Origin of the sequence: Streptomyces sp. CB02414 (assembly GCF_001905385.1) — a bacterium.
Lineage (GTDB): Bacteria > Actinomycetota > Actinomycetes > Streptomycetales > Streptomycetaceae > Streptomyces.
In genome coordinates this window covers 478,366-501,257 of record NZ_LIPF01000004.1, presented here as the reverse complement: position 1 = coordinate 501,257, position 22,892 = coordinate 478,366, and the positions used below count along the sequence as shown (strand labels likewise).

The 22,892-nt window shown below is 72.6% G+C and carries 21 protein-coding genes; 6 read left to right on the top strand and 15 right to left on the bottom strand.

What is annotated here, in order from left to right; translation table 11 throughout:
- Positions 1-23 precede the first annotated feature (23 nt).
- Genes AMK11_RS16345 through AMK11_RS16335 form a run of 3 tightly spaced genes read right to left on the bottom strand, consistent with a single transcriptional unit; the run spans position 24 to position 3,618 of the window.
- A complete protein-coding gene (locus AMK11_RS16345) occupies positions 24-1,061 on the bottom strand; it encodes a ferredoxin--NADP reductase (protein WP_073727667.1) in 1,038 nt (345 codons plus the stop codon).
- Entirely contained in the window at positions 1,058-2,752 is a 1,695-nt protein-coding gene (locus AMK11_RS16340; protein WP_073727665.1) for an FAD-binding protein, read from the bottom strand. Before AMK11_RS16340 ends, AMK11_RS16345 begins: the two co-directional genes overlap by 4 nt.
- The gene (locus AMK11_RS16335) at positions 2,749-3,618 is read right to left on the bottom strand and encodes an alpha/beta fold hydrolase (protein ID WP_073727663.1); all 870 of its coding nucleotides are present in this window, start codon (positions 3,616-3,618) and stop codon (positions 2,749-2,751) included. Before AMK11_RS16335 ends, AMK11_RS16340 begins: the two co-directional genes overlap by 4 nt.
- A gap of 317 nt (positions 3,619-3,935) precedes the next feature.
- Between AMK11_RS16335 and AMK11_RS16330 the strand changes: the two genes are divergently transcribed.
- Positions 3,936-4,508 (top strand): flavin reductase family protein, encoded by a 573-nt coding sequence (locus AMK11_RS16330; protein ID WP_073727661.1) that lies wholly within the window; start codon positions 3,936-3,938, stop codon positions 4,506-4,508.
- Between the two features lie 38 nt (positions 4,509-4,546).
- Here AMK11_RS16330 and AMK11_RS16325 read toward each other — a convergent pair whose 3' ends face one another.
- On the bottom strand, positions 4,547-5,440 hold the full coding sequence (locus AMK11_RS16325) for an IclR family transcriptional regulator (RefSeq protein ID WP_073727659.1): 894 nt from the start codon (positions 5,438-5,440) through the stop codon (positions 4,547-4,549).
- 246 nt (positions 5,441-5,686) lie between these two features.
- On the opposite strand from AMK11_RS16325, the gene AMK11_RS16320 reads away from it, so the two are divergent.
- Together AMK11_RS16320 and AMK11_RS16315 are read left to right on the top strand one after the other, a co-directional pair.
- Positions 5,687-6,451, top strand: coding sequence for an SDR family NAD(P)-dependent oxidoreductase (locus tag AMK11_RS16320; RefSeq protein WP_073727657.1), 765 nt, complete (start codon positions 5,687-5,689; stop codon positions 6,449-6,451).
- Entirely contained in the window at positions 6,448-7,395 is a 948-nt protein-coding gene (locus AMK11_RS16315; protein WP_073727655.1) for an alpha/beta hydrolase, read from the top strand. The genes AMK11_RS16320 and AMK11_RS16315 overlap by 4 nt, the downstream gene beginning before the upstream one ends.
- Here the strand turns inward: AMK11_RS16315 and AMK11_RS16310 are convergent.
- The 7 genes from AMK11_RS16310 to hsaA all read right to left on the bottom strand — a co-directional run bounded on the left by AMK11_RS16310 (position 7,382) and on the right by hsaA (position 14,964).
- Entirely contained in the window at positions 7,382-8,998 is a 1,617-nt protein-coding gene (locus AMK11_RS16310) for a flavin-containing monooxygenase (protein WP_073727653.1), read from the bottom strand. The two genes, AMK11_RS16315 and AMK11_RS16310, sit on opposite strands and share 14 nt — an antisense overlap.
- Before the next feature lie 16 nt (positions 8,999-9,014).
- Positions 9,015-9,797 (bottom strand): glucose 1-dehydrogenase, encoded by a 783-nt coding sequence (locus AMK11_RS16305; protein ID WP_073727651.1) that lies wholly within the window; start codon positions 9,795-9,797, stop codon positions 9,015-9,017.
- A 16-nt stretch (positions 9,798-9,813) separates the two neighbouring features.
- Positions 9,814-10,596, bottom strand: coding sequence for an SDR family NAD(P)-dependent oxidoreductase (locus AMK11_RS16300; protein WP_073727649.1), 783 nt, complete (start codon positions 10,594-10,596; stop codon positions 9,814-9,816).
- A gap of 20 nt (positions 10,597-10,616) precedes the next feature.
- Positions 10,617-12,281 carry an FAD-dependent oxidoreductase gene (locus AMK11_RS16295; protein ID WP_073727647.1) on the bottom strand — a complete coding sequence of 555 codons (1,665 nt, stop codon included), beginning with the start codon at positions 12,279-12,281 and terminating at the stop codon, positions 10,617-10,619.
- A gap of 42 nt (positions 12,282-12,323) precedes the next feature.
- Positions 12,324-12,662: a flavin reductase family protein gene (locus tag AMK11_RS16290; RefSeq protein WP_241846992.1), complete on the bottom strand. Its 339-nt coding sequence runs from the start codon at positions 12,660-12,662 to the stop codon at positions 12,324-12,326.
- A gap of 148 nt (positions 12,663-12,810) precedes the next feature.
- Positions 12,811-13,704: a VOC family protein gene (locus tag AMK11_RS16285; RefSeq protein WP_073727645.1), complete on the bottom strand. Its 894-nt coding sequence runs from the start codon at positions 13,702-13,704 to the stop codon at positions 12,811-12,813.
- Positions 13,705-13,797: 93 nt separating this feature from the next.
- Positions 13,798-14,964 carry a 3-hydroxy-9,10-secoandrosta-1,3,5(10)-triene-9,17-dione monooxygenase oxygenase subunit gene (gene hsaA / locus AMK11_RS16280; RefSeq protein ID WP_073727643.1) on the bottom strand — a complete coding sequence of 389 codons (1,167 nt, stop codon included), beginning with the start codon at positions 14,962-14,964 and terminating at the stop codon, positions 13,798-13,800.
- A gap of 277 nt (positions 14,965-15,241) precedes the next feature.
- Here hsaA and AMK11_RS16275 point away from each other — a divergent pair, with 277 nt between their 5' ends.
- Positions 15,242-16,120: an IclR family transcriptional regulator gene (locus tag AMK11_RS16275; RefSeq protein ID WP_241846991.1), complete on the top strand. Its 879-nt coding sequence runs from the start codon at positions 15,242-15,244 to the stop codon at positions 16,118-16,120.
- Positions 16,121-16,161: 41 nt separating this feature from the next.
- Here AMK11_RS16275 and AMK11_RS16270 read toward each other — a convergent pair whose 3' ends face one another.
- The 4 genes from AMK11_RS16270 to AMK11_RS16255 form a co-directional block, all read right to left on the bottom strand.
- Positions 16,162-16,605, bottom strand: a complete 444-nt coding sequence (locus AMK11_RS16270) for an SRPBCC family protein (RefSeq protein WP_073727639.1) — start codon at positions 16,603-16,605, stop codon at positions 16,162-16,164.
- Positions 16,606-16,828: 223 nt separating this feature from the next.
- Positions 16,829-17,623, bottom strand: a complete 795-nt coding sequence (locus AMK11_RS16265; RefSeq protein WP_073727637.1) for an SDR family oxidoreductase — start codon at positions 17,621-17,623, stop codon at positions 16,829-16,831.
- A complete protein-coding gene (locus AMK11_RS16260) occupies positions 17,616-17,837 on the bottom strand; it encodes a hypothetical protein (RefSeq protein WP_073727635.1) in 222 nt (73 codons plus the stop codon). The genes AMK11_RS16265 and AMK11_RS16260 overlap by 8 nt, the downstream gene beginning before the upstream one ends.
- A gap of 1 nt (position 17,838) precedes the next feature.
- Entirely contained in the window at positions 17,839-19,023 is a 1,185-nt protein-coding gene (locus AMK11_RS16255; RefSeq protein ID WP_073727633.1) for a Rieske 2Fe-2S domain-containing protein, read from the bottom strand.
- A 283-nt stretch (positions 19,024-19,306) separates the two neighbouring features.
- Between AMK11_RS16255 and AMK11_RS16250 the strand changes: the two genes are divergently transcribed.
- Entirely contained in the window at positions 19,307-20,236 is a 930-nt protein-coding gene (locus AMK11_RS16250) for a tyrosine-protein phosphatase (RefSeq protein WP_241846990.1), read from the top strand.
- A gap of 226 nt (positions 20,237-20,462) precedes the next feature.
- Positions 20,463-22,805 (top strand): beta-N-acetylglucosaminidase domain-containing protein, encoded by a 2,343-nt coding sequence (locus tag AMK11_RS16245; RefSeq protein WP_073727631.1) that lies wholly within the window; start codon positions 20,463-20,465, stop codon positions 22,803-22,805.
- Positions 22,806-22,892: the final 87 nt, after the last annotated feature.

Below are 22,892 nucleotides of genomic sequence, written 5' to 3'. Positions count from 1 at the left end.
AGGAGGATGGGAGGGCGGGGCGGTCAGCCGTCGTAGGTGACCTTCAGCCGGTCGCTGACCGGGCGTGCCTGGCAGGCGAGGACGAGTCCGTCGGCGATGTCCTGGGCGTCGAGGACCTCGTTGCGCTCCATGACCACCTCGCCCTCCGTGAGGACGCAGGCGCAGGCGCTGCAGGCGCCCTCCCGGCAGGAGTAGGGGGCGTCGAGGCCGGCCGCGAGGAGCACGTCGAGCAACGGCTTGCCGCGGGGCCAGTCGACGGTGCGGGTGACGCCGTCCAGTTCCACCTCGGCGGTGCTGACGGGCCCGTCGGTCTCCGGTGCGGGGTCGGTGTCCGGCCGGGCGAACGGGTCGCCGGTCAGGGAGGTGAACCGTTCGACGGTGACGCGCTGAGGCGGGACGCCCAGGTCGGCGAGGACGCTCGTCGCGAGGTCCATGAAGGGGCCCGGCCCGCACACGAAGGCGCGGCGGCCGGTACAGGGCCGGGCGAGTGTGCGCAGACCGGCCGCCGTGGGCCGGCCCTGGAGGGACTCCAGCCAGTGCAGGACGGTGAGCCGGTCGCCGTACTCCCGTGCCAGCTCGGCCAGTTCGTCCCGGAAGATGACGTTGTGCTCGTCGCGGTTGGCGTACAGGAGGGTGACGCTGCCGGTCCCGGCGTGCAGGGCGGAGACGAGGATCGACATGACCGGGGTGATGCCGCTGCCGGCGGCGATCAGCAGGAAGTCGCCGTCGAGCGTGTCGGGGGTGAAGGTGCCCGCGGGCCGCAGCACTTCGAGGGTGTCGCCCTCGGTGACGTGGTCGCAGATCCAGTGGGAGGCGTAGCCGCCGGGGGTGCGTTTGACGGTGACGCGCAGCAGCTCGTCGCGGACCGGGGAGCTGCACAGGGAGTAGCAGCGCGCGGCCCCGCCGTCCCGCTCGGAGGGCACCCGGACGGTGAGGAACTGGCCGGGCCGGTAGGCGAACGCGGCCCGGTCCTCGTCGGCGGGTTCCAGGACCAGCGAGTGGGCGTCGGCGGTCTCCCGGATCACCTTGACGACGCGTACGGTCAGCGGCCCGGGGCTCATGGCGCGCCTCCGGCGACGACGGACCGGGTGCGGGCGTCGGCCGCGTGCCGGGCGGCGATGTGGCCGAAGACGATGGACGGCCCGATGGTGGCGCCGGGACCGGCGTACTCGCCTCCCATCACGGACGCGGAGGTGTTGCCCGTGGCGTACAGCCCGTCGATGGCGGTGCCGTCCTCGCGCAGGACCCGGCTGTGCTCGTCGCAGACGAGGCCGCCCTTGGTGCCGAGGTCGCCGACCTCGATGCGTACGGCGTAGTAGGGGGCCTTGTCGATCTCGTCGAGGTTGGGGTTCTTCAGGGTGGGGTCGCCGTAGTAGCGGTCGTAGGCGCTGTCGCCGCGGCCGAAGTCGGTGTCCTTGCCCGCGCGGGCGAAGCCGTTGAACCGGGCCACGGTGCCGGCCAGCGTGTCGCGCGGGACGCCGATCAGCTCCGCGAGTTCCTCGACGCTGTCGGCGCGGTGCACGGTGCCGTTGTCGTAGAACGCCTTGGGGAACGGCATGCCCGGCAGGATCTGGGCGAAGGGGTAGCGGGCGCGGGCCTTGGCGTCCATCACGAACCAGGCGGGGACGTGCCCGCCGGCCAGCTGGTCGTGGACGAAGTTGACGTACGGCGACGACTCGTTGGTGAAGCGCCGCCCGTCGCCGGAGACGATCACCGACGGCGGGATGCAGCGCTCGGAGACGAGGGGGATCGTCGCGCCGGAGGGGTGGTGCACGGACGGCATCCACCAGGCGTCGTCCATGAGGTCGAGGGCGCCGCCGAGTGCCTGGCCGGCCAAGATGCCGTCGCCGGTGTTCTCGACGGCGCCGGCGCTGTGGTTGTCCCGGCCGCCTTCGGGGAGGTACTTCTCGCGCATCTCCCGGTTGTGGTCGAAGCCGCCGGTGGCGAGGAGCACACCGTGCCGGGCGCCGACGCGGACGGTGCGGCCCTGGCGGTCCAGGACGACACCGGTGACTCTTCCGGCGTCGTCGACGACCAGTTCGGTCATGGGGCTGCGCAGCCACACCGGCACGCCGGCGTCCTTGAGGGCCATGCGCATGCGCGCGACCAGGGCCCGGCCGCCGGTCGCCATGTGACGGCGGCGCACCACGTTGGACGAGACCCGCCAGGCGGCGACGACCGAGGCCCAGCGTCCGCGCCAGGTCCGCTTCACCATGGCGAGGTCCCGGTAGTCCTTGGCGGTGATCCACAGACCGAGGGGGCCCTTGAGGCTGTTGGGCCGCTGGTGCTTCTCCTCCTCGCCCAGCTTGCGGGTGTCGAAGGGCAGCGCCTCGACGGACCGGCCGAGCGGACGGCCGCCCTCGTACTCGGGGTGGTAGTCGGAGTAGCCCTTGACCCAGAAGAACCGCATCCAGCGGCTCTTGCCGAGCAGGGCCATGGCGGCCGGCCCGTGGTCGACGTAGGCGTCGAGGCGGGCGGCCGGCACGCGGCCCTCGGTGAGCCGGTCCAGGTAGCGGCGGATCGAGTCGCGGCTGTCGTGGTGGCCCTTGGCGCGCAGCGTGGGGTTGTTGGGGATCCAGATGCCGCCGCCGGAGATGCCGGTCGTGCCGCCGTACATCGTGCCCTTCTCGACCACGACGGCGGACAGTCCGCTGTCGGCCGCGGTGAGCGCGGCGGCCATGCCGCCACCGCCGCTGCCGACGACGACGAAGTCGAACTCCTCGTCCCAGTCCTGCCGGGCGGGGGCGCTCACTTGTCGTCCTCGCGGGTGAGGAAGGCGAGGACGGCGCTCTCCCAGGCGGCCTTCTGTTCGATCATCACCCAGTGCCCGCAGTCGGGGAAGACGTGCAGTTCGGCGTCCGGGATGGTGCGCATCGGCAGGATGGCCATGTCGACGGGGCTGACCCGGTCGTCGCGGCCCCAGGTGAGCAGCGTCCTCGCCCTCAGCCGGTGCAGCAGCGCCCAGTACGGTGCCTCGTCGGAGGCGGCCGCGGCGGCGGCCCGGGCCGCGAAGGCCTCGCTGCCGTACATGCGGCGGGCACTGGCGAGCGTGTCCGGGTCGGTGGCCTGCGCCCACCGCTCCCCGATCAGCTCCTCGGTGACCAGCGACGGGTCGTACACCATGGAGTGCAGCCAGCGCACCAGGCCCTCGCGGGACGGGTTGTCGGTGAACTCGGTGAGCAGCTTGATGCCTTCGCCCGGCCCGGGGCTGAACACGTTGCGGCCGATGCCGCCGATCGTGACGAGCCGGCGCACCCGCTCGGGGTGGGCGAGTGCGAACTGGGTACCGACGATGCCGCCCATCGAGTTGCCGACGACGTCGACCTGCTGGAGCCCGAGGCCGTCCAGGAACCGGGACACCGCCGGACCCGCGGTCGCCATGGGGTGTCCGTCGACGGGGTCGCTGACGCCGAACCCGGGGAACTCCAGGACGAGGCAGCGGAAGTGCTCGGCGAACGTGGCCAGGTTGTTCCGGTAGTTGCGCCAGCCGGTGACCCCCGGCCCGGAGCCGTGCAACAGCAGCAGGGGCGGGCCGTCACCGGCCTCGTGGTAGCGCAGCACGCCGTGTTCGGTCGGGAGTTCGCGCAGTGTGGAGTCGTGGCTCAGCTCCGTCATCATCCCTGCCCTCGGTTGACCTCGGTGGTCGGTGATCGTGGTGACCGGCGGCTCTCCGGGTGGCCGCCGGCTGCGGGCGGTCACGGGGGCCGTGTCATCGGTTCCCGGACGGTAGCCACGGCCGCCGGGGCCGCGCGGGATACGTCTCGGTGAGCGGGACGGGTACGTCCGAGGGAGCGCGGGCGGGGTCCGCGGTCGGCGCCCCGGACGGCGTTCCACTCATCGGGAACGGTCCCCTGACGCGGTCGGCCGGTGACTAGCTTCGGCTCGCTGCCCGCTCCCGGGCACATCACCGCAGCGTCCCCCTCGAGGTGAAAGCCATGACCGCAGAGTCCCTGTCCCCGCCCGAGGCCGGCCAGGAGACCGAGCCGACACCCCAGCGGATGCGCGGTGCCCTCGGGACGTTCGCGTCCGGGGTCACCGTGGTGACGGGGGTCGGCCGGGACGGAACCCCGGTGGGTTTCGCGTGCCAGTCCTTCGCGTCGGTATCGCTGGAACCGGCACTGGTGCTGTTCTGCGCCGATCACCGGGGGCGCGCCTGGCCGAGGATCAGGGAGTCGGGGCGGTTCGCCGTGAACATCCTGGCCGCCGAACAGACGGATCTGTGCGGCCGGTTCGGCTCCGGCAAGGGGCGCAAGTACGAGGGCCTGGACTGGGAGCTGTCCCGCTGGGGGACGCCGTCGCTGCCCGGCGTCCTGACCCGGGTGCACGCCGACGTGTACGACGTGCACACCGCGGGCGACCACGACGTGGTGGTGGGCCGGGTCCTCGCCCTGGAGACGGTGACCGACCGGGAGCCGATGCTCTTCTTCCGCGGCGGGTTCGGCGTCGAGAGCCCGGCCTCCGGCCCTTTCGCCCCGGAGCTGTGGGGCTGGGGCGACAACTGGGGGTGAGCCGATCGCCGCCCCGCGGGTGGCGCCGAGGGCCCCTCCTACTGCCAGTCGCCGTACTGACCGGCCGCCAGGAGGCGGTCCATGGTCTGCGGCGACCACGTCCCCTCCGCGGCGTCCGTCGCACGGTGCGGCGGTCCGGCCTGGGCCTCCGCGCCGGGGAACAGCTCCCGGGACACCTGCCGGGCCGCGTCCACGACCAGCGGGGCGACCTTCTCCAGCGGCGACCAGGCGTCCCCGACCAAGGAGATCGCGGCGACGGGTCCCTCGGGGCCGCGGACCGCGGTGGCGACACACGCGATGTCCGGGAAGCACTCGCCGCGTTCGAAGGCCAGGCCGTGACGGCGCCGGATGCGGTTCAGCTCCTGGTGCAGCGTGCCGAGGTCGCAGATCGTGCGCGGGGTCAGCCTGCCGATGGTCCCACCCGCCCTGGACTCGACGTCTTCCGGTTCGAGCCACGCCAGCATGGCCTTGCCGAGGGCCGTGCAGTGGGCCGGCGCCCGGCCTCCGACCCGCGAGGGGACGGTGGTGGCGAACCGGCCTCCGACCTTGTCCAGGTAGTAGACCTCCGCCCCGTCCAGGACGGCCAGGTGGACGACGAGGCCGGTCCTGATCTGCAGGTGGTGCAGTCGCGCGGCGGCCGCCTCGCGGATCCTGCTCTGCGACCCGTCTCCCCCGCCGAAGCCGAGGGCCCGGCGGCCGAGTCCGTAGCCCAGGCCGGTGTGCTCGAGCCAGCGCAGCCGCACCAGCTGGTCGAGTATCCGGTGCGCCGTCGACCTGGGCAGCCGGGTGCAGCGGGCCACTTCCTCCAGGGACAGCCGGGCCGTGCGGCCCTCGAACAGATCCATGATGAGCGTCACCCGCTCGACCATCGACGGCGGCAACTCTCGACGGGCCGGCGCGTGCGTGGTGGGAAGGCCTTCGACAACCGTCATGGGAGCCTCCAGTCACAGACTGAAATGAATTCTTGTTTTCCGGAATGTAACAGCGCGCCCGTGCCTGGAGAAGACATGCGCACGCGATGTTTCGGACGGGACCCCCGGGAAGCGGCTCGCCGCCCCTCCCACTCACCGGGAAAGGACACTGCCGCCGCGGCGCCCCCTACCGGCACGCTCGAAGGACGCCCCGCGTCGGTGAGACACGGGGCGTCTTCCGAGCAACCTCCAGAAGGAGAGACGCTGATGCCCGTCGATCTGACAGGGAAGGTCGCGCTGGTCACCGGCGCGGCGCGTGGCATGGGCCGGGCCGAGGCGCGCCTGTTCGCCGCGCTCGGGGCCCAGGTGGTCCTCACCGACGTACGGGAGGACGAGGGCCGGGCGACGGCCGCCTCCCTCGGCCCTGCCGCCCGATTCGTACGGCACGACGTGACCGACGAGAAGTCCTGGGAGGCCGCCGTGGCCGCCGCCGTGGACGGTTTCGGCCGGCTCGACGTGCTCGTCAACAACGCGGCGATCTACACCACCTCCCCCGTCGTCGACGAGGACCCGGCCCGCCTGGAGGCGCTGCTCCGGGTCAATCTCATGGGCCCGTTCCTCGGCATCCGGGCCGTCGCCCCGGCCATGCGGGCCAACGGTGGCGGGTCCATCGTCAACATCTCCTCGCAGGCCGGCCTGCAGGGCATCTGGGGGCACGGTGCGTACGGGGCCGCCAAGTGGGGGCTGCGCGGCCTGACCAGGACGGCCGCGCTGGAGCTGGGAGCGGACGACATCCGGGTCAACTCCGTGCACCCGGGGGCCATCGCCACGGCGATGACCGGCCACCTGGACAGCAAGGAGCACCCGGGCGCGCCGCTCGGGCGGGTGGGGGAGCCGGAGGAGGTCGCCCGCCTCGTCGCGTTCCTCGCATCCGACGACGCGTCGTACCTCTCCGGTGCGGAACTCGCCGTGGACGGCGGGGCGTCGGCGGGGCGGATGCCGGTCTTCGGACAGAAGGGGGCGGTGGCGTGACACGGCCCGCTCCCGAGGTGCGGGCGGTCATCGACCTCGCCGCCGCGCACTTCCCGCCGCTCGGCACGCAGATGACGGACATCGCCGAGGTGCGCGCCTTCTTCGACGCCCGCCCCAGGCCCGCCGTCGCGCCGCGTCCCGTCGCCCGGGTCGCGGACCGGGACGCGGACGGTGTGCCTGTGCGCGTCTATCACGGCAGCCTCCGCGCGGACGCCCCGGTGATCGTGTTCTGCCACGGCGGCGGCTTCGTCGTGTGCGATCTCGACAGCCACGACGAGCTCTGCCGTTCCATGGCCGACGCCACGGGCGCTGTCGTCGTCTCGGTGGACTACCGCCGCGCCCCCGAGCACCCCTTCCCCGACGCCCCCGAGGACGCGTACACGGCCCTCCTGTGGGCGGCCCGGACGTTCCCGGGCCGCCGGATCGCCGTCGCCGGGGACAGCGCGGGCGCCAACCTCGCCACGGTCCTCGCGCTGCTCTCCCGTGACCGGGGCGGCCCCGCGATCGCCTTCCAGGCCCTCTGCTACCCGATGCTCGATCCCGCCCGCTCCCGGCCCTCCCACCGCGAGAACGGCCAGGGCTACTTCCTCACCGGTGACCATCTGCGCTGGTACTGGGACGCGTACCTGCCGAAGGCAGCGGACCGCACCCACCCGTACGCCGCTCCCCTCCTGCGCTCCGATCTGGCCGGGCTGCCTGAGGCGTACGTCGTCACGGCCGGCTTCGACCCGCTGCGGGACGAAGGCCAGGCCTACGCGCGGGCCCTGGACGCGGCCGGAGTGCGAGTGACGGCCCGCCACTACCCGGGGATGTTCCACGGCTTCCTGTCCATGGCCGCGGCCCTGCCGGAGGTGGCGGCGGCCCGCGAGGCCGCGTTCGCCGCCCTGCGCACGGCGCTCGGGGGCGAACCGCCGGGCCCGGCGCCGCATCTCAGCGGTTCCTGATCAGGTCGAAGCCCTTGTACCCGGAGTCCGCCACGTCCGCGATGATGTCCCCGTACGTCCCGAGCCCGCCGATGAACGGCATGAACACCCGCGGTTTGCCCGGGATGTTGGCACCCAGGTACCAGGAGTTCGCCGACGGGAACAAGGTGGCGTCGGCCCGGTCGCGGCACTCCGCGACCCAGTGGTCGACGGCCTCCTCGGTCGCCTCGATCCCGAGGTGGCCGTGCTCGCGGAGGTGGTGCAGGCAGTCGCCGAGCCAGTCACCGTGCTGCTCGGCGCAGAGCACCACGTTGGCCAGTACGGACGGGCTGCCGGGCCCGGTGAGGTTGAACAGGTTCGGGAAGCCGTCGACGGCGACGCCCAGGTAGGTCCGCGGGCCCGCCGCCCAGGCACTCCGCAGGGTCCGGCCGCCGCGGCCCCGGACGTCGATCCGGTCGGCCGCACCGGTCATGGCGTCGAAACCGGTCGCGAAGACGATGGCGTCGAGTTCCACCAGCGTGCCGTCCGCCAGCACGATCCCGGCCGGGTCGATCCGTTCGATCGGGTTCTCGCGCAGGTCGGCCAGGCGCACGTGATCGAGGTTGAACGTCTCGTAGTAGTCGGAGTCGGTGACGATCCGCTTGGTGCCGATCGGGTGGTCGGTGGGGACCAGCAGGTCGGCGGTGGCCGGGTCGTCCACGAGGGCGCGGACCTTCTCCTCCCAGAAGGCGCGCGCCGCCTCGTTGGCCCGCGGGTCCGTCAGCTGGTCCGGGAAGGTCTTCGAGTACAGGACGCCGCCCAGCTGCCAGCGCTTCTCGTAGGCGGCCCTGCGCTCCCGCTCGGACACTTCGAACGTGCGGGACGGGTGCGTGGTGTGCGGTGAGCCGCCGCCACTGCTGCGGGACAGCCGCCGCCGCTCGGCGTAGTCCGCCTTGATGCGCCTGCGCGTCGCGTCGTCCAGGGGCTTGTTGCCGGCGGGGATGCTGTAGTTGGCGCTGCGCTGGAAGACGGTGAGGTGCGCGGCCTGTGCGGCGATCAGCGGGACGGACTGGATGCCGGAGGAGCCGGTGCCGATCACGCCGACGCGCAGCCCCGTGAAGTCGACGCCCTCGTGCGGCCATTCGCCGGTGTGGTGGGTGTCTCCGGTGAAGTCCCCGGCTCCGGGGATGTCCGGGGTGTGGGTGCTGGAGAGGCAGCCGACGGCGAACACGCAGTACCGGGCGGACACGCTGTGCCCACGGTCGGTGCGCACCGTCCAGCGCAGCGTCTCCTCGTCCAGTTCGGCCGAGGTCACCGAGGTGGCGAAGGTGTAGTCGCGCCGGAGGTCGAAGCGGTCGGCGACATGCCCCAGGTAGCGCATGATCTCCGGCTGGGTGGCGTACTTCTCGCTCCAGTCCCAGGTCTGCTGGAGGTCGTCGTCGAAGGAGTACGAGTAGTCCACGGACTCCACGTCGCAGCGTGCGCCCGGGTAGCGGTTCCAGTACCAGACGCCGCCCACGTCGGCGCCGCGTTCGAAGCCGCGCACCCGGAAGCCGAGTTCGCGCAGCCGGTGCACGGTGTACAGGCCGGTGACGCCGGCTCCGACGACCACGACGTCGGCCGTCTCGGTGATGCGGTCGTTCACGTGCGTACGCTCCTCGTCAGTCGCTCTTGATGTCCCGGCCGGTGAGCTGCTGGACCGTGGGGCCCGTGGTCCAGCCGCCGTCGACGGCCAGTTCGGCGCCGGTGACGTAGGAGGCGGCGTCCGAGAGCAGGAAGGCCACCGCCTCCGCTATCTCCGGGGCCTGGCCGACCCGCGCCATGGGGGTACGGGGGTACTTGCCCTCGCCCCGCTCGATGCCGAGGTGGGCGGTCATGGGCGTGTGGACCATGCCGGGGTGGACCGAGTTCACGCGGATCCGGGCCGTGCCCAGCTCCACTGCGCCCACCTTGGTCAGTCCGCGCACGCCCCACTTGGCCGCGCCGTAGCCGGCGGTCAGGGCGAGGCCCATGAGCCCTGCAGCGGAAGAGACGTTGACGATGGAACCGCCGCCGCCCTCCCTCATCACCGGGATCACGGTCCGCATGCCGATGAAGACACCGGTGAGGTTGGTGTCGACCACCCGGCGGAAGTCGTCCACCGACTGCTGCTCCAGCGGGTGCGAGCCGCCCGAGACGCCCGCGTTGTTGCCCAGCCCGTCGATCGTGCCGTACGCCGCCACCGCGAGGTCCACGACCTCGCGCCAGCCGTCCTCGGAGGTCACGTCGTGCCGGACGAACAGCGCGTCCGCGCCGAGCCGTTGTGCGGTCTCGCGACCCTCTTCCTCCCGTACGTCGGTCAGCACCACCCGCGCCCCGGCGCCGGCCGCGGCTCTGGCGGCCGCCGCGCCGATCCCCCGGGCTCCGCCGGTGACGATCACCGTCCGGCCCCGCAGATCCGTCATGAGGGTTCCCTCCCGTTCACATGTGGGTGCCGCCGTCGACGCGGATCTCGGTGCCCGTGACGAAGGCGCCGTCGTCACAGGCCAGCATCGCGACGACGCCCGCCACGGTCTCCGGGGCGGCGAAGCCGGTCGCCGGGTCGGCGAACCCCTCCCCCGCGAGGGCGGGCCGCAGCTTGGCGTACAGGTCCCAGTCGGTGTCCTCGGGCAGCCCCGGGTCGGCGGTCATGCCGCTGGCGATGCTGCCCGGGGCGACGCACACCGCCCGCAGCCCCCGCTTGGCGTACTCGGCCGCTATGGCGTGGGTGAAGGACTGGATGCCGCCCTTCGTCGCCGCGTAGGCCGCCATGTAGGGGTGGGCGAAACTCGCCGACGTGGAGCTGAAGTTGACGATCACGCCGCGTCCGGCTGCCAGCAGCGCGGGCAGCGCCTCCCGGGTCATCAGGAAGGTGCCGGTGAGGTTGACCGCGACGAGCGTGTTCCAGAAGTCGAGCGTGGTGTCGTGGGTGTGCGACGAGCGCAGGACGCCGGCCGCGTTGACCAGTACGTCGAGGCCGCCGAGGCGCGCGGTGGCGGCGCCGACCGCGTCCCTTACGGAGGCCTCGTCGGCGATGTCGACGACGACGGTGGCAGGCGGTTCCGCCTGGCCGGCGGCCAGGGCGGCCGTCTCCTTCAGCCCGGCCGCCGCGATGTCGGCGGCCACGACGGCCGCCCCCTCCGACAGAAGCCGCAGCACCGTCGCCCGGCCGATGCCCGACGCGCCACCGGTGACCAGCACCCGCCGGCCTTCGAAACGCCGCATGTGCGCCCCCTTTCCCTCTCTCACGTGCCTGCGATGTGGTTGACGGCGATCCAGCTGAAGGTCATGGCGGGACCGATGGTCGCGCCGGGCCCCGGGTACGTCTCGCCCATGACCGCGGCCGAGACGTTGCCGGAGGCGTACAGGCCGTCGATCGCCGTCCCGTCCTCCCGCAGCACCCGGGCCATGGCGTCGGTGACCAGGCCGCCCTTGGTGCCGATGTCGCCGGGGTGCACGGGGATCGCGTAGTACGGGCCCTTCTCCAGCGGCGCGAGGTTGGGGTTGGGCAGGGTCGGATCGCCGTAGTAGCGGTCGTAGACGCTGTCGCCGCGGTGGTAGTCCTCGTCGCGGCCGGCGCGGGCGAAGCCGTTGAAGCGGTCCACGGTGGCGCGCAGCCGCTCCGGGGGCAGGCCCGTGCGGGCGGCCAGCTCCTCGACGGTCCCGGCCCTCTTGACGAACCCGCTCTCCAGCCACGGCTTGGGGAAGGACTGGCCCGGGAAGAGCCCCAGGACGATGTAGCGGGCCTTGGACCTGGCGTCGAGGATCATCCAGGACGGCACGGTGGACGCCTCGGGCCGGTGGTGCGCGTACATGGCGTCCACGAACTCGTGGTACGGCGCGGCCTCGTTGGCGTAGCGCTCCCCCGCCGAGTCGACGATCACCATTCCGGGGACACCGCGGTCGGCCACCAGGAAGAAGGGCCTGCCGCCGGGCGGCACCACGGACGGTGCGCCCCACACCCGGTCCATCAGGTCGACGGCGGCACCGGCGGACTGGCCCAGCTCCAGCCCGTCGCCCGTCTGGCCGTCGGCCGCCGAGCTCCACTCGGTGGCCGTGGGGGCGGGGAGGTACTTCTCGCGCAGGCGCTGGTTGTGGGAGAAGCCGCCGGAGGCGAGGACCACGCCGCCGGTGGCCCTGATCGCGCGCTCCCGGCCGTCTTCGCGGGTGACCCGGACGCCGGTGATCCGGCCGTTGTCCTCCACCAGGCCGGTCAGTGGTGCGGAGAGCCACAGTTCGCCGCCGAGGCGGTCCAGCGAGTGCCGCATCCGGGCGATCAGTGCCTCGCCGAGGGACAGCGGCTTCCGGCGGAGCAGGAGGGCCCCGGCGGCCCGGGCGGCGACCCTCACCGAGGTCCGCCGGCCGGCCCAGGTGCGCGCGACCATGTTCAGGTGGCGGAAGTCCTTCGAGGTGATGGTGAGTCCGTAGGTGGGGAGCCCGGCCCGGTTCAGGGTGGCCCGCTGGCCGGGCGGGAGCCTGGTGAGGTCGAAGATCCGCGGTTCGACGGAGCGGCCCTCGGGGAAACCGCCGAGCCGCTCGGGGTAGTAGTCGGAGTATCCCGGGGTGTGGACGAACCTCACGGCCGTGCGGTCGTGGAACTCGCGCACCATGCGCGGCCCGTGCTCGACGTAGGCCGCCTTTCGCTCGGCCGGGACCCGCTCCCCGACGGTGGCGTCGAGGTAGGCGCGGGCCTTCTCCGGTGTGTCGCCGAGTCCGGCGGCGTCCAGGTGGAAGTTGTCCGGCACCCAGATCGCGCCGCCGGACAGGGCGGTCGTGCCGCCGTAGACGTCGTTCTTCTCCACCACCAGGACGGTCAGTCCGCGCAGCCGGGCGGTGATGGCCGCGGCCATGCCCGCCGCGCCGGAGCCGGCCACCACCACGTCGTAGGTGTGGTCCCACCTGTCGTTCATCGCTTCCACCTCGTCGTGTCGTTGCGGTGCGGGCAGGGACGCTCAGCTCGTGAACGTGCCGGTGGCGTAGCGGCTGCGGAAGTAGAGCAGGGGCAGCCCGTGCTCCCGTGCGGCGAGGCCGACCACCTCGCCGGTGACGATGTGGTGGTCGCCGGCTTCCTGGACGGCGGCCAGGCGGCAGTCCACGGTGGCGAGGGCGCCGTCGAGGACCACGGTGCCGTGCGGCGAGGTGTGCCAGGGCACGTCGGCGAACTTGCCGGCGCCGCTGCGGCCCAGCGCGACGCACGTGGCCCGCTGGTCCTCGGCGAGGATGTTGACGCAGAAGCGGCCGGCCCGCTCGATCCTCGGCCAGCTGGTGGAGGCCTTGCCGACGGCCAGCATGACCAGGGGGGATCGAGGGAGAGCGAGGCGAAGGACTGGCAGGCGAACCCGGCCGGTTCCCCGGCGTCGAGGGCGGCCACCACCGTGATGCCGCTGGCGAACCGGCCGAGGACGTCCCGGAAGACGTCCGCGTCGACCTGGCGTGCCCTCAGCCGTTCCACTGGTGGCCCCAGAAGCTGTCGGCGGTGATCTCCTTGGCCACCCAGGTGTCCGGGTCGACGAGCAGGCCGTCCCAGCCGTACTCGACCTGGAATCCGCCGGGTGCCTGCGCGTAGAACGACACCATGTGGTCGTTGGTGTGGCGGCCGAGGCTGGAGGCGATGGGGATGCCCGCGGCGTTCATGCGGTCCAGGCCGCGGCCCACGTCGTCCAGGGTCTCCAGCTCCACCATGAAGTGGACGATCCCGGGGGGCAGCGCGCCGGGGTACAGCCCCAGGCTGTGGTGACGCTTGTTGGGGCTGAGGAAGTGCATCCAGTGGAAGTCCCGCTGCTCGGCGGCGGTCGGCACGGCCTGCGGCGGCAGCTTCATCGAGTCGCGCAGCTGGAAGCCGAGCAGGTTCTCGTAGAAGTCCAGGGCCGCCTCGACGTCCGGCACCGGCAGCACCACGTGGCCGAGGCCGAGGTCGCCGGTGACGAAGCGGTTGCCGTACGGGGCGCCGAGCGCGGTGTGGTCCTGGGCCTGGCCCCAGTAGATCTCCAGCGGGTTGCCGCAGGGGTCCGTCACGTGGATCAGCCCCCGGACGCGGCGGTCGGCGAGTTCGGCGGCGTCGGCGGGCTTGACGGCGACGCCCGCCGCCTCCAGCTCCTGGCCGGCCCGGGCCAGGGCGGCGGCGTTCGCCACCTCCCAGCCGGCCGCCAGCAGCCGGTCGCCCGTGCCCGCCTGGACGACGATGCGGTGGGCCCGGTCGTCCATGCGCAGCCGGAGGGTGTCCTCGGTGGTGCCGGGGGCCTCCACCATGCCGAGGACGTCGAGCGCGTACGTGCGCCACTCGGCGAGCCTGGTGGTCTCCAGGCGCAGGTATCCGAGAGCACGGATGTCCATGATCAGCCCTTTCGAGGTCTTCGGTGTTCGGTGCGACGAGGTTCGGGGCGAAGGAAGTTCGAGTTCGGCCGAGGAAGAGGCCGGCGGCGCCTGTCAGGCCATCGTGTCCCGGGTCTCGATGCCGAGGGCGCACTGCCCGTACATGACCAGCGCCCGCTCCGGGTCGTTGGCGGCGTGGCCGCGGCCGTTGTGCGCGTCGCGCCAGGCGCGCTGGATCGGGTTGGGGCCGTTGCGCATGGCGCCGCCGCCCGCGTTCTCCATCAGCAGGTCGATCGCGGCGACCGCCCGCTCGGTGGCCATCACCTGGTCCCGGCGGGTGCGGATGCGCAGTTCCATCGGGAGTTCCTCGCCGCGCCGGACGTGGGCGTACATCTCGCCGATGTTGCGGCTCAGCTGGAGCCAGGCGGCGTCGATGTCGCCGGCCGCGCGGGCGATGCGCACCTGTGCGAAGGGGTCCTCGGCGACCTTCTGTCCGTAGGAGACGCGGAACCGCTGCTTGGTGGCCTCGACGTAGGACTCGTAGGCGCCCTCGGCGATGCCCACGATCGGGGTGGAGATGGTGGTCGTGAACACACCGGCGTACGGCAGCCGGTACAGGGGCTCCGGGTTGAGCTCGTGGCCGGGCACCTGAAGGGCGGTCACCGGGCCGAAGCTGAGCGCGCGGTGGTCGGGGACGAAGACGTCCTCGACGGCGATGTCGTTGCTGCCGGTGCCGCGCAGGCCGACGGTGTCCCACACGTCGTGGATCCGGTACTCGGAGCGGGGCACCAGGAAGGTGCGCATGTCCAACGGCCGGCCCTCGGCGTCCGGGACGAGGCAGCCCAGCAGGGCCCACTGGGCGTGGTCGCAGCCGGAGGAGAAGTGCCACCGGCCCGACAGCCGGAAGCCGCCCTCGACCGGGGTCGCCTTGCCGGTGGGCGCGTACGAGGACGCGATGCGGGTCTTCGGGTCCTGACCCCACACCTCCTGCTGGGCCCGCGGGTCGTACAGGGCCACGTGCCAGGGGTGGACGCCGACGACGGAGGCGACCCAGCCGGTCGAACCGCAGGCCTTGGCTATCTCCTTCACCGCCGAGTAGAAGAGCACCGGGTCGGCCGCCCGGCCGCCGAAGGCCCTGGGCTGCAGCAGCTGGAAGAAGCCGGTGGCCTCCAGCTCCTTGACGGAGGCGTCGGGCACCCGGCGCAGCTCCTCGGCCTCGGCCGCGCGCTCCCGCAGACTCGGGGCGAGGTCTCGTACGGCAGCCAGCACATCGTCGGCCATGGAGTGTCCCTTCTCGGATCGTCCTGGTGGAAGGTCCCGGTGGGTGGAGATGGCAGGACCGTACGTCCGGCCGCCGGCGCGGCGGAACGGGCTTCTCCCACTGAGCGGGAGGTGTGGTGGTGACCGGGTGCGCCGGAGGTGGTGACGGGAGGCAGGGCACGCGTTACCGTTCCGCAACCGAACAGCCTCTTTGCAGCGGTCACCATTCCCTGCAATATCCATGCAATACCGGAGATCACGGCCGCGGCCACGGGCTGGTCGGCCGTCCGTGCGGGAGGTGCCGTTGACCACGCATGCTGCCGATGCCTCGGGCCCGCCCCCGTCCCTGCTGGAGAAGGCGGCGCGGGTGCTGAGCGCGTTCCAGACCGGGCAGCCACGGCTCACCCTCACCGAGGTCGTGCAGCGCTCCGGTCTGCCCCGGTCCTCGGCGCACCGCATCCTCGACCAACTGGTGCGGCAGCGCTGGCTGGAGCGCGAGGGCCGTGACTACCGGCTGGGCATGGGCATGCTGGAGCTGGGCGCGCTGGCCTCGCACCACAACCGGCTGCGGCGGGCGGCGCTGCCCCATCTGCACGCGCTGCACGAGTCCACCGGCCACTTGGTGCACCTCGCGGTGCTCGACGGCACCGAGGTGGTTTACCTGGAGCGGATCGGCGGATCGCTCGACTCCGGTGTGCCGTCCCGGGTGGGTGGCCGGCAGCCCGCGTACTGCACCGCGGCGGGCAAGGCGATCCTGGCCTTCAGCGACGACTCGTTGGTGGAGCCGGTGATCCGGCAGGGGCTGCGGCCCCGGACACCGCGCACCATCACCCGGCCCGAGGCCTTCCGCAGCGAGCTGGCGATGGTGCGGGAACGCGGGGTGGCGTTCGACTGCGAGGAGGGTTTCCAGGGCGTCTTCTGCGTGGCCGCGCCCCTGCGCGGAGCGGGCCGGGCGGTGGCCTCGGTCTCGGTGTGCGGCAACGGCGTCCACCGCGAGCTGGAGCGGATCGCCCCTGCCGTGCGGGGCTGCACCCGCTCGGTGTGGCAGGCCATGTTCGGGCCGGGGCAGCGCGCGAAGCAGCGGGCGCGGACGGCCGCGGCGCTGCCCGAGGCCGGTGTGCCGCAGCCCGTGATGGACAGCATGATGTCCTGGCTCCGCACCAGCGAGTGGATGTGACGTGACGTGACCGGTGTGGCGCCCTGCCGTCCGTGGTCCGGTCAGTGCCGGGCGAAGCGTTCCCGCAGGGCGTCGAGTCCGGTGCCGTAGGTCCCGTCGCCGAAGAGCGACTCCACGCGCGGCACCACGTCGTCGGTGCCCCGGTAGACGGCCGACCACCGGAGCTCGGCCCCGTCGGCGTGCGGGTGCACGGCCAGTGTCGCCACGTACTCGTCCACCGGCAGCGCCACCGGGTCGAGGAGCACGTAACGGTACCGGCGGGCCTCGGCGTCGTGGTCCAGCAGGAGCTCACGGGCGACGACCTGCCCGCCGACCGCGAAGGCCCTTACGGCGCCGGGCACTTCCGCGTCGGCGCCGTCCTCCAGCGTGGACGGCGGCAGGTGCGGGTGCCAGCCGGCGAGCCCGCCGAAGTCACCGACGACCGCCCAGACCTCGTCGGGGCCGGCCGCCAGCACGGCGGAACGTTCGAGCGTTCGGGTGTTCATGGGCGTCTCCTCGTAGGGGTTCGGGACGCGGCCGCCGGACAGCGCCCAGTTCGGCGTCGGGAGGCGGACGGGCCCACGAGCGCCCGGCCGGCGCGCGGCCGGGGAACCCGGGGCTGTTCGCGGCGCGGGCGGGCCTCGCCCGGACGACGGCGACGGTCGGCGCGGGGCCGATGGAGTCGTGCGGCTCCCGTGCGTTGCCGTGTGTGGTCGCCAGGCGCGTGCCTCACCAGGTGCGGTCGCCGCGCAGGACGGCGTCGGCCCCGCCGTCGGCGAAGACGACCTGCCCGGTCACCAGGGCGTTCTCCGGGGAGGTCAGCCACGTGATCAGCGGGGCGATCCGTTCGGGGCGGGCGTGGCCGTGCAGCGGCATCGGCACGCTCCGCTCGACGAGCCCCCGCGTCCCGGGGTCGTCCAGCATGGGGCGGGTCATCGGCGTGACGACGACGCCGGGGGCGACGGCGTTGAGAGGGATGCCCGCGCCCGCCCACTCGGCGGTGACCGCGAGGCGGCGGACCCAGCGGGAGACCGCGGCCTTGGAGGAGGAGTACACGAGGTGCCCCTCGCCCCGGTCAACGGCCGCCCGGGAGGCGGTCACCGCGGCCTCCTCGTCACCGGCGAGCGCGGCGTCCACGATCGCGGGGTCGGTCGGGTGCACGGAGTCGATCGAGCCGATGACCAGGGCCCGCGGGTCGGTGCCGGCCGCCAGCAGGGGGCGCAGCCCTTCCAGCGTGGCCACCGCGCCGAAGTGGTTGACGCGGATGGTGACCGGGTCGAAGTGCGCGACGCCCGCGCAGGCGACGACGGCGTCGAGCCGGCCGCCGGTCAGCTCGCGGGCACGGGCCACGAGTTCGGCCCGGCCGTCGGCCGTGGACAGGTCGGCGCGGATGTCACCGCCCGCCAGGTCGGCCCGGACGACGGTGTGGCCCCGCGCGCGCAGGTGGGCGGCGGCGGCCTCGCCGATGCCGGAGGCCGCTCCGGTGACCAGGCAGGTGCGCGACGTGCTCGCCGGCTCACCCATGGGTGACCTCCAGGGTGCCGTCCTCGACGGCGCGGTCGATGCTGTCGCGCAGCGCCCGGCACGTGCATATCCGGGCGCTGCTTCCGGTCACCCGGCCCCGGAACTCCGCGCAGACGACGGCCGCGTCCGCGGTCCACTGCACCGAGGTGTGGGCCATGCTGAACTTCTCGCAGAGGACCTGGTTGCCGCAGGTCCCGCACTCCACCTGCCGCATGTCAGACGCCGGGTTCCGTCGTCCCGGCCGCCGTGCCGCCGGCCAGTTTCCGAGCCTCGGCGCGGGCGAGGTTCTCCTCGACCTCCGCGCGCCAGGCCCGGTTGGCGCGCTCGGTGTCGACCTCGAACTCGAAACGCCGCACCATCTCGTCCTTCACGTCGTCGACATCGACGTAGAACTGCTCGTACCAGCGCCGCAGTTGGTAGACCGGGCCGTCCTCCTCGGTCAGCAGGGGGTTGTCGATCCGGGTCTTGTTCCGCCAGATGGCCACGTCCTGCTCGAAGCCGACGGTCGCGCCGTCCGCGGTCAGCCGGGCGGCCTCGGCGGCCTGCTCGTCCGTCATCCCGGGGAGCCTCCTGACGATCGCCCCGTACTGGAGCAGGAAGCTGTTCTCGTCGATCGGGTAGTGGCAGTTGATCAGGACGATCTCCATCTCGGCGCCGCCGCCGACGTCGCTGTACAGGTTGTCGATCATGTACGAGGGTCCGTAGTACGAGGCGTCGGACCGCAGGCGGCCCGCGCTCAGGGTGCCGAGCTCCATGTCGCCGCGCGGGCTGCTCTCCATGTACTGGGTGGCCACGTGCCCGTCGAAGACGTTCTTGAAGTACTCCGGGAAGGCGTAGTGGACGTAGTAGAAGTGCGCCATGTCCACGACGTTGTCCACGATCTCGCGGCAGTTGGCGCCGTCGACGCGGAGCGTGTGCCAGGTCCAGTCGCTCCACTCGTCGGCGTCCGGGCCGTGGATGCCGGCGATCTCGGGGACGGTGACCTCGGGCGGCGGGGGGTTGCCCTGGGGGTCGTTCCAGACGAAGAGCTGCTTGTTGCGCTCCAGGGTGGTCCAGGCGCGCGTGCGGGCGCGCAGCGGGACCCGGCGGGCGTAGGGGATGCCGGCGCAGCGGCCGTTGCCCGACCAGCGCCAGTCGTGGAACGGACAGGCCACGGCGTCGCCCTTGACGCTGCCCTGGGCGAGGTTGCCGCCCATGTGCGGGCAGTAGGCGTTCAGGACGTGCAGTTCGCCGTCCTCCTGGCCCTGGAAGACCACCAGTCTGGTGCCGAAGGCCTCGATCTCGTGCGGCCTGCCGTCCTTGAAGCCGTCGGCGAGGCCGAGGCAGTGCCAGCCCCGGGCGAAGCGCGCGGGCGGCCTGCCCGCGTCGATGACCCGGACCTCGTCGTTGAGAGCAGTCATCTTCTCCTCCAGTGATGAGCACGGATGTCCGTCGCGGGGCGTCGGGGCCGTTCCGGGAGGCTAGGCGGGGTCCGTCGCGAGCGGTGAGCGTGAATTCCCGCTCACCGGGAAAGCCGGCGCCGTGCGGTGGCGGAAGGGTCCCGGGGGTGGCCGGCCGCTGCTAGCTTCCGCCTGACAAACGTTTGGTCGGCCGGTACTCCCCTCGGTCGACGCACGCAGTGGGCGGCATTCTCCGCCGCGCACTCCCCCGTCAGGTCCCTCCCCACAGCCTGGAGTTGATCTCATGCGTGGTTCCCGTGTCCGTCGTACGGCCGGAGCCCTGGTGTCCGTCGTCGTACTCGGCACCCTCCCCGCCCGCGCCGTCCCCGAGGCGATGGCGCAGCCCACCGCGACGGCCGCTCGCACCGCGGCCACCACCGACGAGGTCCGCCACATCGCGTTGCAGGACGCGGTCAACGTCCGCGATCTCGGCGGGTACCGCACGGACAGGGGCCGTCAGGTGCGCCACGGCCGGGTCTTCCGCGCCGACGCGCTCAGCGGGCTCACCGAGAGGGACGTCTCGAAGCTGTCCGGGCTGCGCCTGCGCACCGTGGTGGACTTCCGCCTCCCCCAGGAGGTCGGGCGCGACGGCGCCGACCGCCTCCCGGAGGGTGTCACCGTGACCTCCCGGCCGGTGGACGACCTGGGTCTGTACGCCAGGACGACGGAGGTCATCGGCTCCAAGGACCCGGCCGCGCAGGAGGCGGCGCTCGGTGGCGGCAGGGCCGAGCGGATGATGCGGTCCATATACCGCACGTTCGTCACCGACGCGGACAGCCGCCGTCAGTTCGCCGCGGTGGTGCGGGACGTGGCCCACGCCAAGGGCACGCCACTGCTCTACCACTGCACCTCGGGCAAGGACCGCACCGGCTGGATGAGCTACCTCCTGCTGCGCGCCGTCGGAGTCCCGGCGCGGGCCGCCGAGCGGGACTTCCTGCTCTCCAACACCTTCCGCCGGGAGGCGGACCGCGAGGTCCGCGAGGGGCTGAGGGAGTCCGGCTACATGCGCGACCCCGATCTGCTCATCCCCCTTCAGGAGGTCCGCGCGGGCTATCTCGAGGCTGCGTTGGAGCAGGTCGAGGAGGACTACGGCAGCCTGCGCGGCTATCTGACGGACGGCCTCGGCCTGGACAGGCGGACCCTGGCGCTCCTCCGCGCCAGGCTCCTGCGCTAGCCGCCTGTCGGGACGGCGGCCGCACGGCCGGATGCGGGTGTTGGCCAGAGTAAAGGGGGACGCATGAGAGGTCTAGACCCCACACGTCTTACGTCTTGACCCGTTGATCCCTCATCATCGCTCAGGACAAGGGAACTTGTTGGTCCAGACCAAGCTTGGAGAGTCCATGCAAAGACGCGTGAGCATCATGACATCGGTCAGTCTCTGCTTCGCACTCGCAAGTACCATGGCACTCGAGACCCTGCCGGCCGCCGCAGCGGACCCCCACCCCCTCGTGGCGTCCGGCGTACCGCCCGTCTCACCGACCCCGCAGTCCCTCACTCCCGCAGGTGAGGACGCCGTCGTGACCGGCCGGGTGATCGTCGTGGCCGACGAGGACACCGACGCGGCCGCCCGGGACCGCCTTGTGGAGGAGCTGAAGGCGCACGGCGCCGACCGGGTCGACGTCGTAGCCCCCGGAAAGGTCCCCAGGGCCGCCGCCGGCCTGCTCACGGTGCGGCTGGGCCCGGGCGCGCGCCCCGACATCGCCGAGGCGCTCGGGAGCACGGCGGTGCCGGACCACGCGGAGGGTTACGCCCTGCGGGCCACGGGAGCCGGCAAGGGCTCGCGGATCACGCTCGGCGGGCAGGACGCCGCCGGGCAGTTCTACGCCGTGCAGACCCTGCGCCAGCTCTTCGTCCGCACAGGCGGCAAGGGCTGGAAAGTGGCGGGCGTGCGGGTCAGCGACTTCCCGTCGATGCCGCTGCGGGGCACCATCGAGGGCTTCTACGGGCAGCCGTGGACGCACGCCGAGCGCCTCGACCAGATGGACTTCTACGGGGACGTCAAGGCGAACACCTACATCTACGCACCCAAGGACGACCCCTACCACCGGGGCAAGTGGCGCGAGCCCTACCCGGCGGACAAGCTGGCGGAGCTGGGCGAACTGGTGGACCGGGCCACGGCGAATCATGTGCGCTTCACCTTCGCCGTCTCCCCCGGCGAGTCGATCTGCTACTCCGACCCCGCCGACCGCAAGGCGCTCAAGGACAAGCTCCAGGCCCTGTACGACCTGGGGACCCGCGCCTTCTCCATCCCGCTCGACGACATCAACTACACCAGCTGGAACTGCGAGGCCGACCGGACGGTCTACGGCGAACCCGGCGCGGGAGCCGCCGGAAAGGCGCAGGTCGACCTGCTCAACGACGTACAGCGCACCTTCGTCGCCACCCACGAGGGCACGTGGCCGCTGCAGATGGTGCCCACCGAGTACTACAACAACACGGACTCGGCCTACAAGCAGGCCCTGCGCGGCGGCCTGGACCCGGCGGTCGAGGTCCAGTGGACCGGCGTGGGCGTCGTGCCGACGCGGATCACCAACAAGGAGGCGGAACAGGCGGCGGAGGTCTTCGGCCGCGACGTCTTCGTGTGGGACAACTACCCGGTCAACGACTTCGGCAACACCAGCGGGCGACTGCTCCTCGCCCCGTACGACAAGCGTGAAGCAGGCCTGTCCGAGCACCTGTCCGGCATCGTGGCCAACCCCATGAACCAGCCGTACGCCAGCAAGGTGGCCGTCTTCGGCACGGCGGACTTCACCTGGAACGACCACGCCTACGACCCGGGCAAGAACTGGCGCAGCGCCATGGCCTACCTCGCGGGCGGCGACCGGCAGGCCACCGAGGCCCTGCTCGTCTTCGGAGACCTCGAACACATGGCCCCGACCTTCGGCGCCACGCCCTGGCAGCCCCAGGCCCCCGAACTCGCCCGCCGCGTCACACGGTTCTGGACGGCGTGGGACCAGGGTGACCGGACCGCGGCGGTCAAGTCCCTGCGCACCTACGCGCGGGCCGTCGAACGCGCCCCGGCCACCATCCGCGGCGGCGCCGTGGAAAAGGGCTTCACCGTCGACGCCGCCCCGTGGCTGGACGCCACCGAGCTGTGGGGCACGGCAATGGTGAGGATGCTCGACGCCCTCGCGGCACGGCAGGCCGGCGACAAGGAGACCTCCGACCGGCTGCTGGCCGAGTCCGACGCACTGCAGCGGCAGGCGCGTGCCGTGCGGACCGACCCGCCGCGCAACTCCTGGGGATCGGTCCAGCCCAAGGTCGGTGACGGTGTGCTCGACACGTTCCTCTTCCAGGCCGGGCTCAGGCTCCAGCTGTGGGACTCCGCCGGCGGCACGGAGAACCTGGCGTTGAAGGGGACCGCGTCGGCCTCCAGCGTGGAGCAGGACCTCGACCGGCTGGCCCCGCGCCACGTCAACGACGGTTCCATGGGCACCCGCTGGGCCTCCGGCTACTCGGACGACGCGTGGGTGCAGGTCGAGCTGGCCGCCCCCGCGAAGGTGGCCGCGGTGACCGTCGCCTGGGAGAGCGCGTGCGCGACGGAGTACGCCGTCCAGACCTCCGCGGACGGCGTGAACTGGAAGACCGTGTCCACGCAGCGCCCGCAGGACTGCGGCAACGACGTCGTACGCCTCGCCGGCGACGAGGCCGTCAGCCATATCCGCGTCCAGGGCATCGAACGGAGGACGACGTGGGGCTACTCGATCCACGAACTGGGGATCTTCGGGACCTCCGTCTCCTGACCTCCTCCGACTTCCTCTGATGCGCAGGACGCCGCCGGTGCGGGCACGTCACACGTGCCCGCACCGGCCGCCCCGCCTCCGCATAAG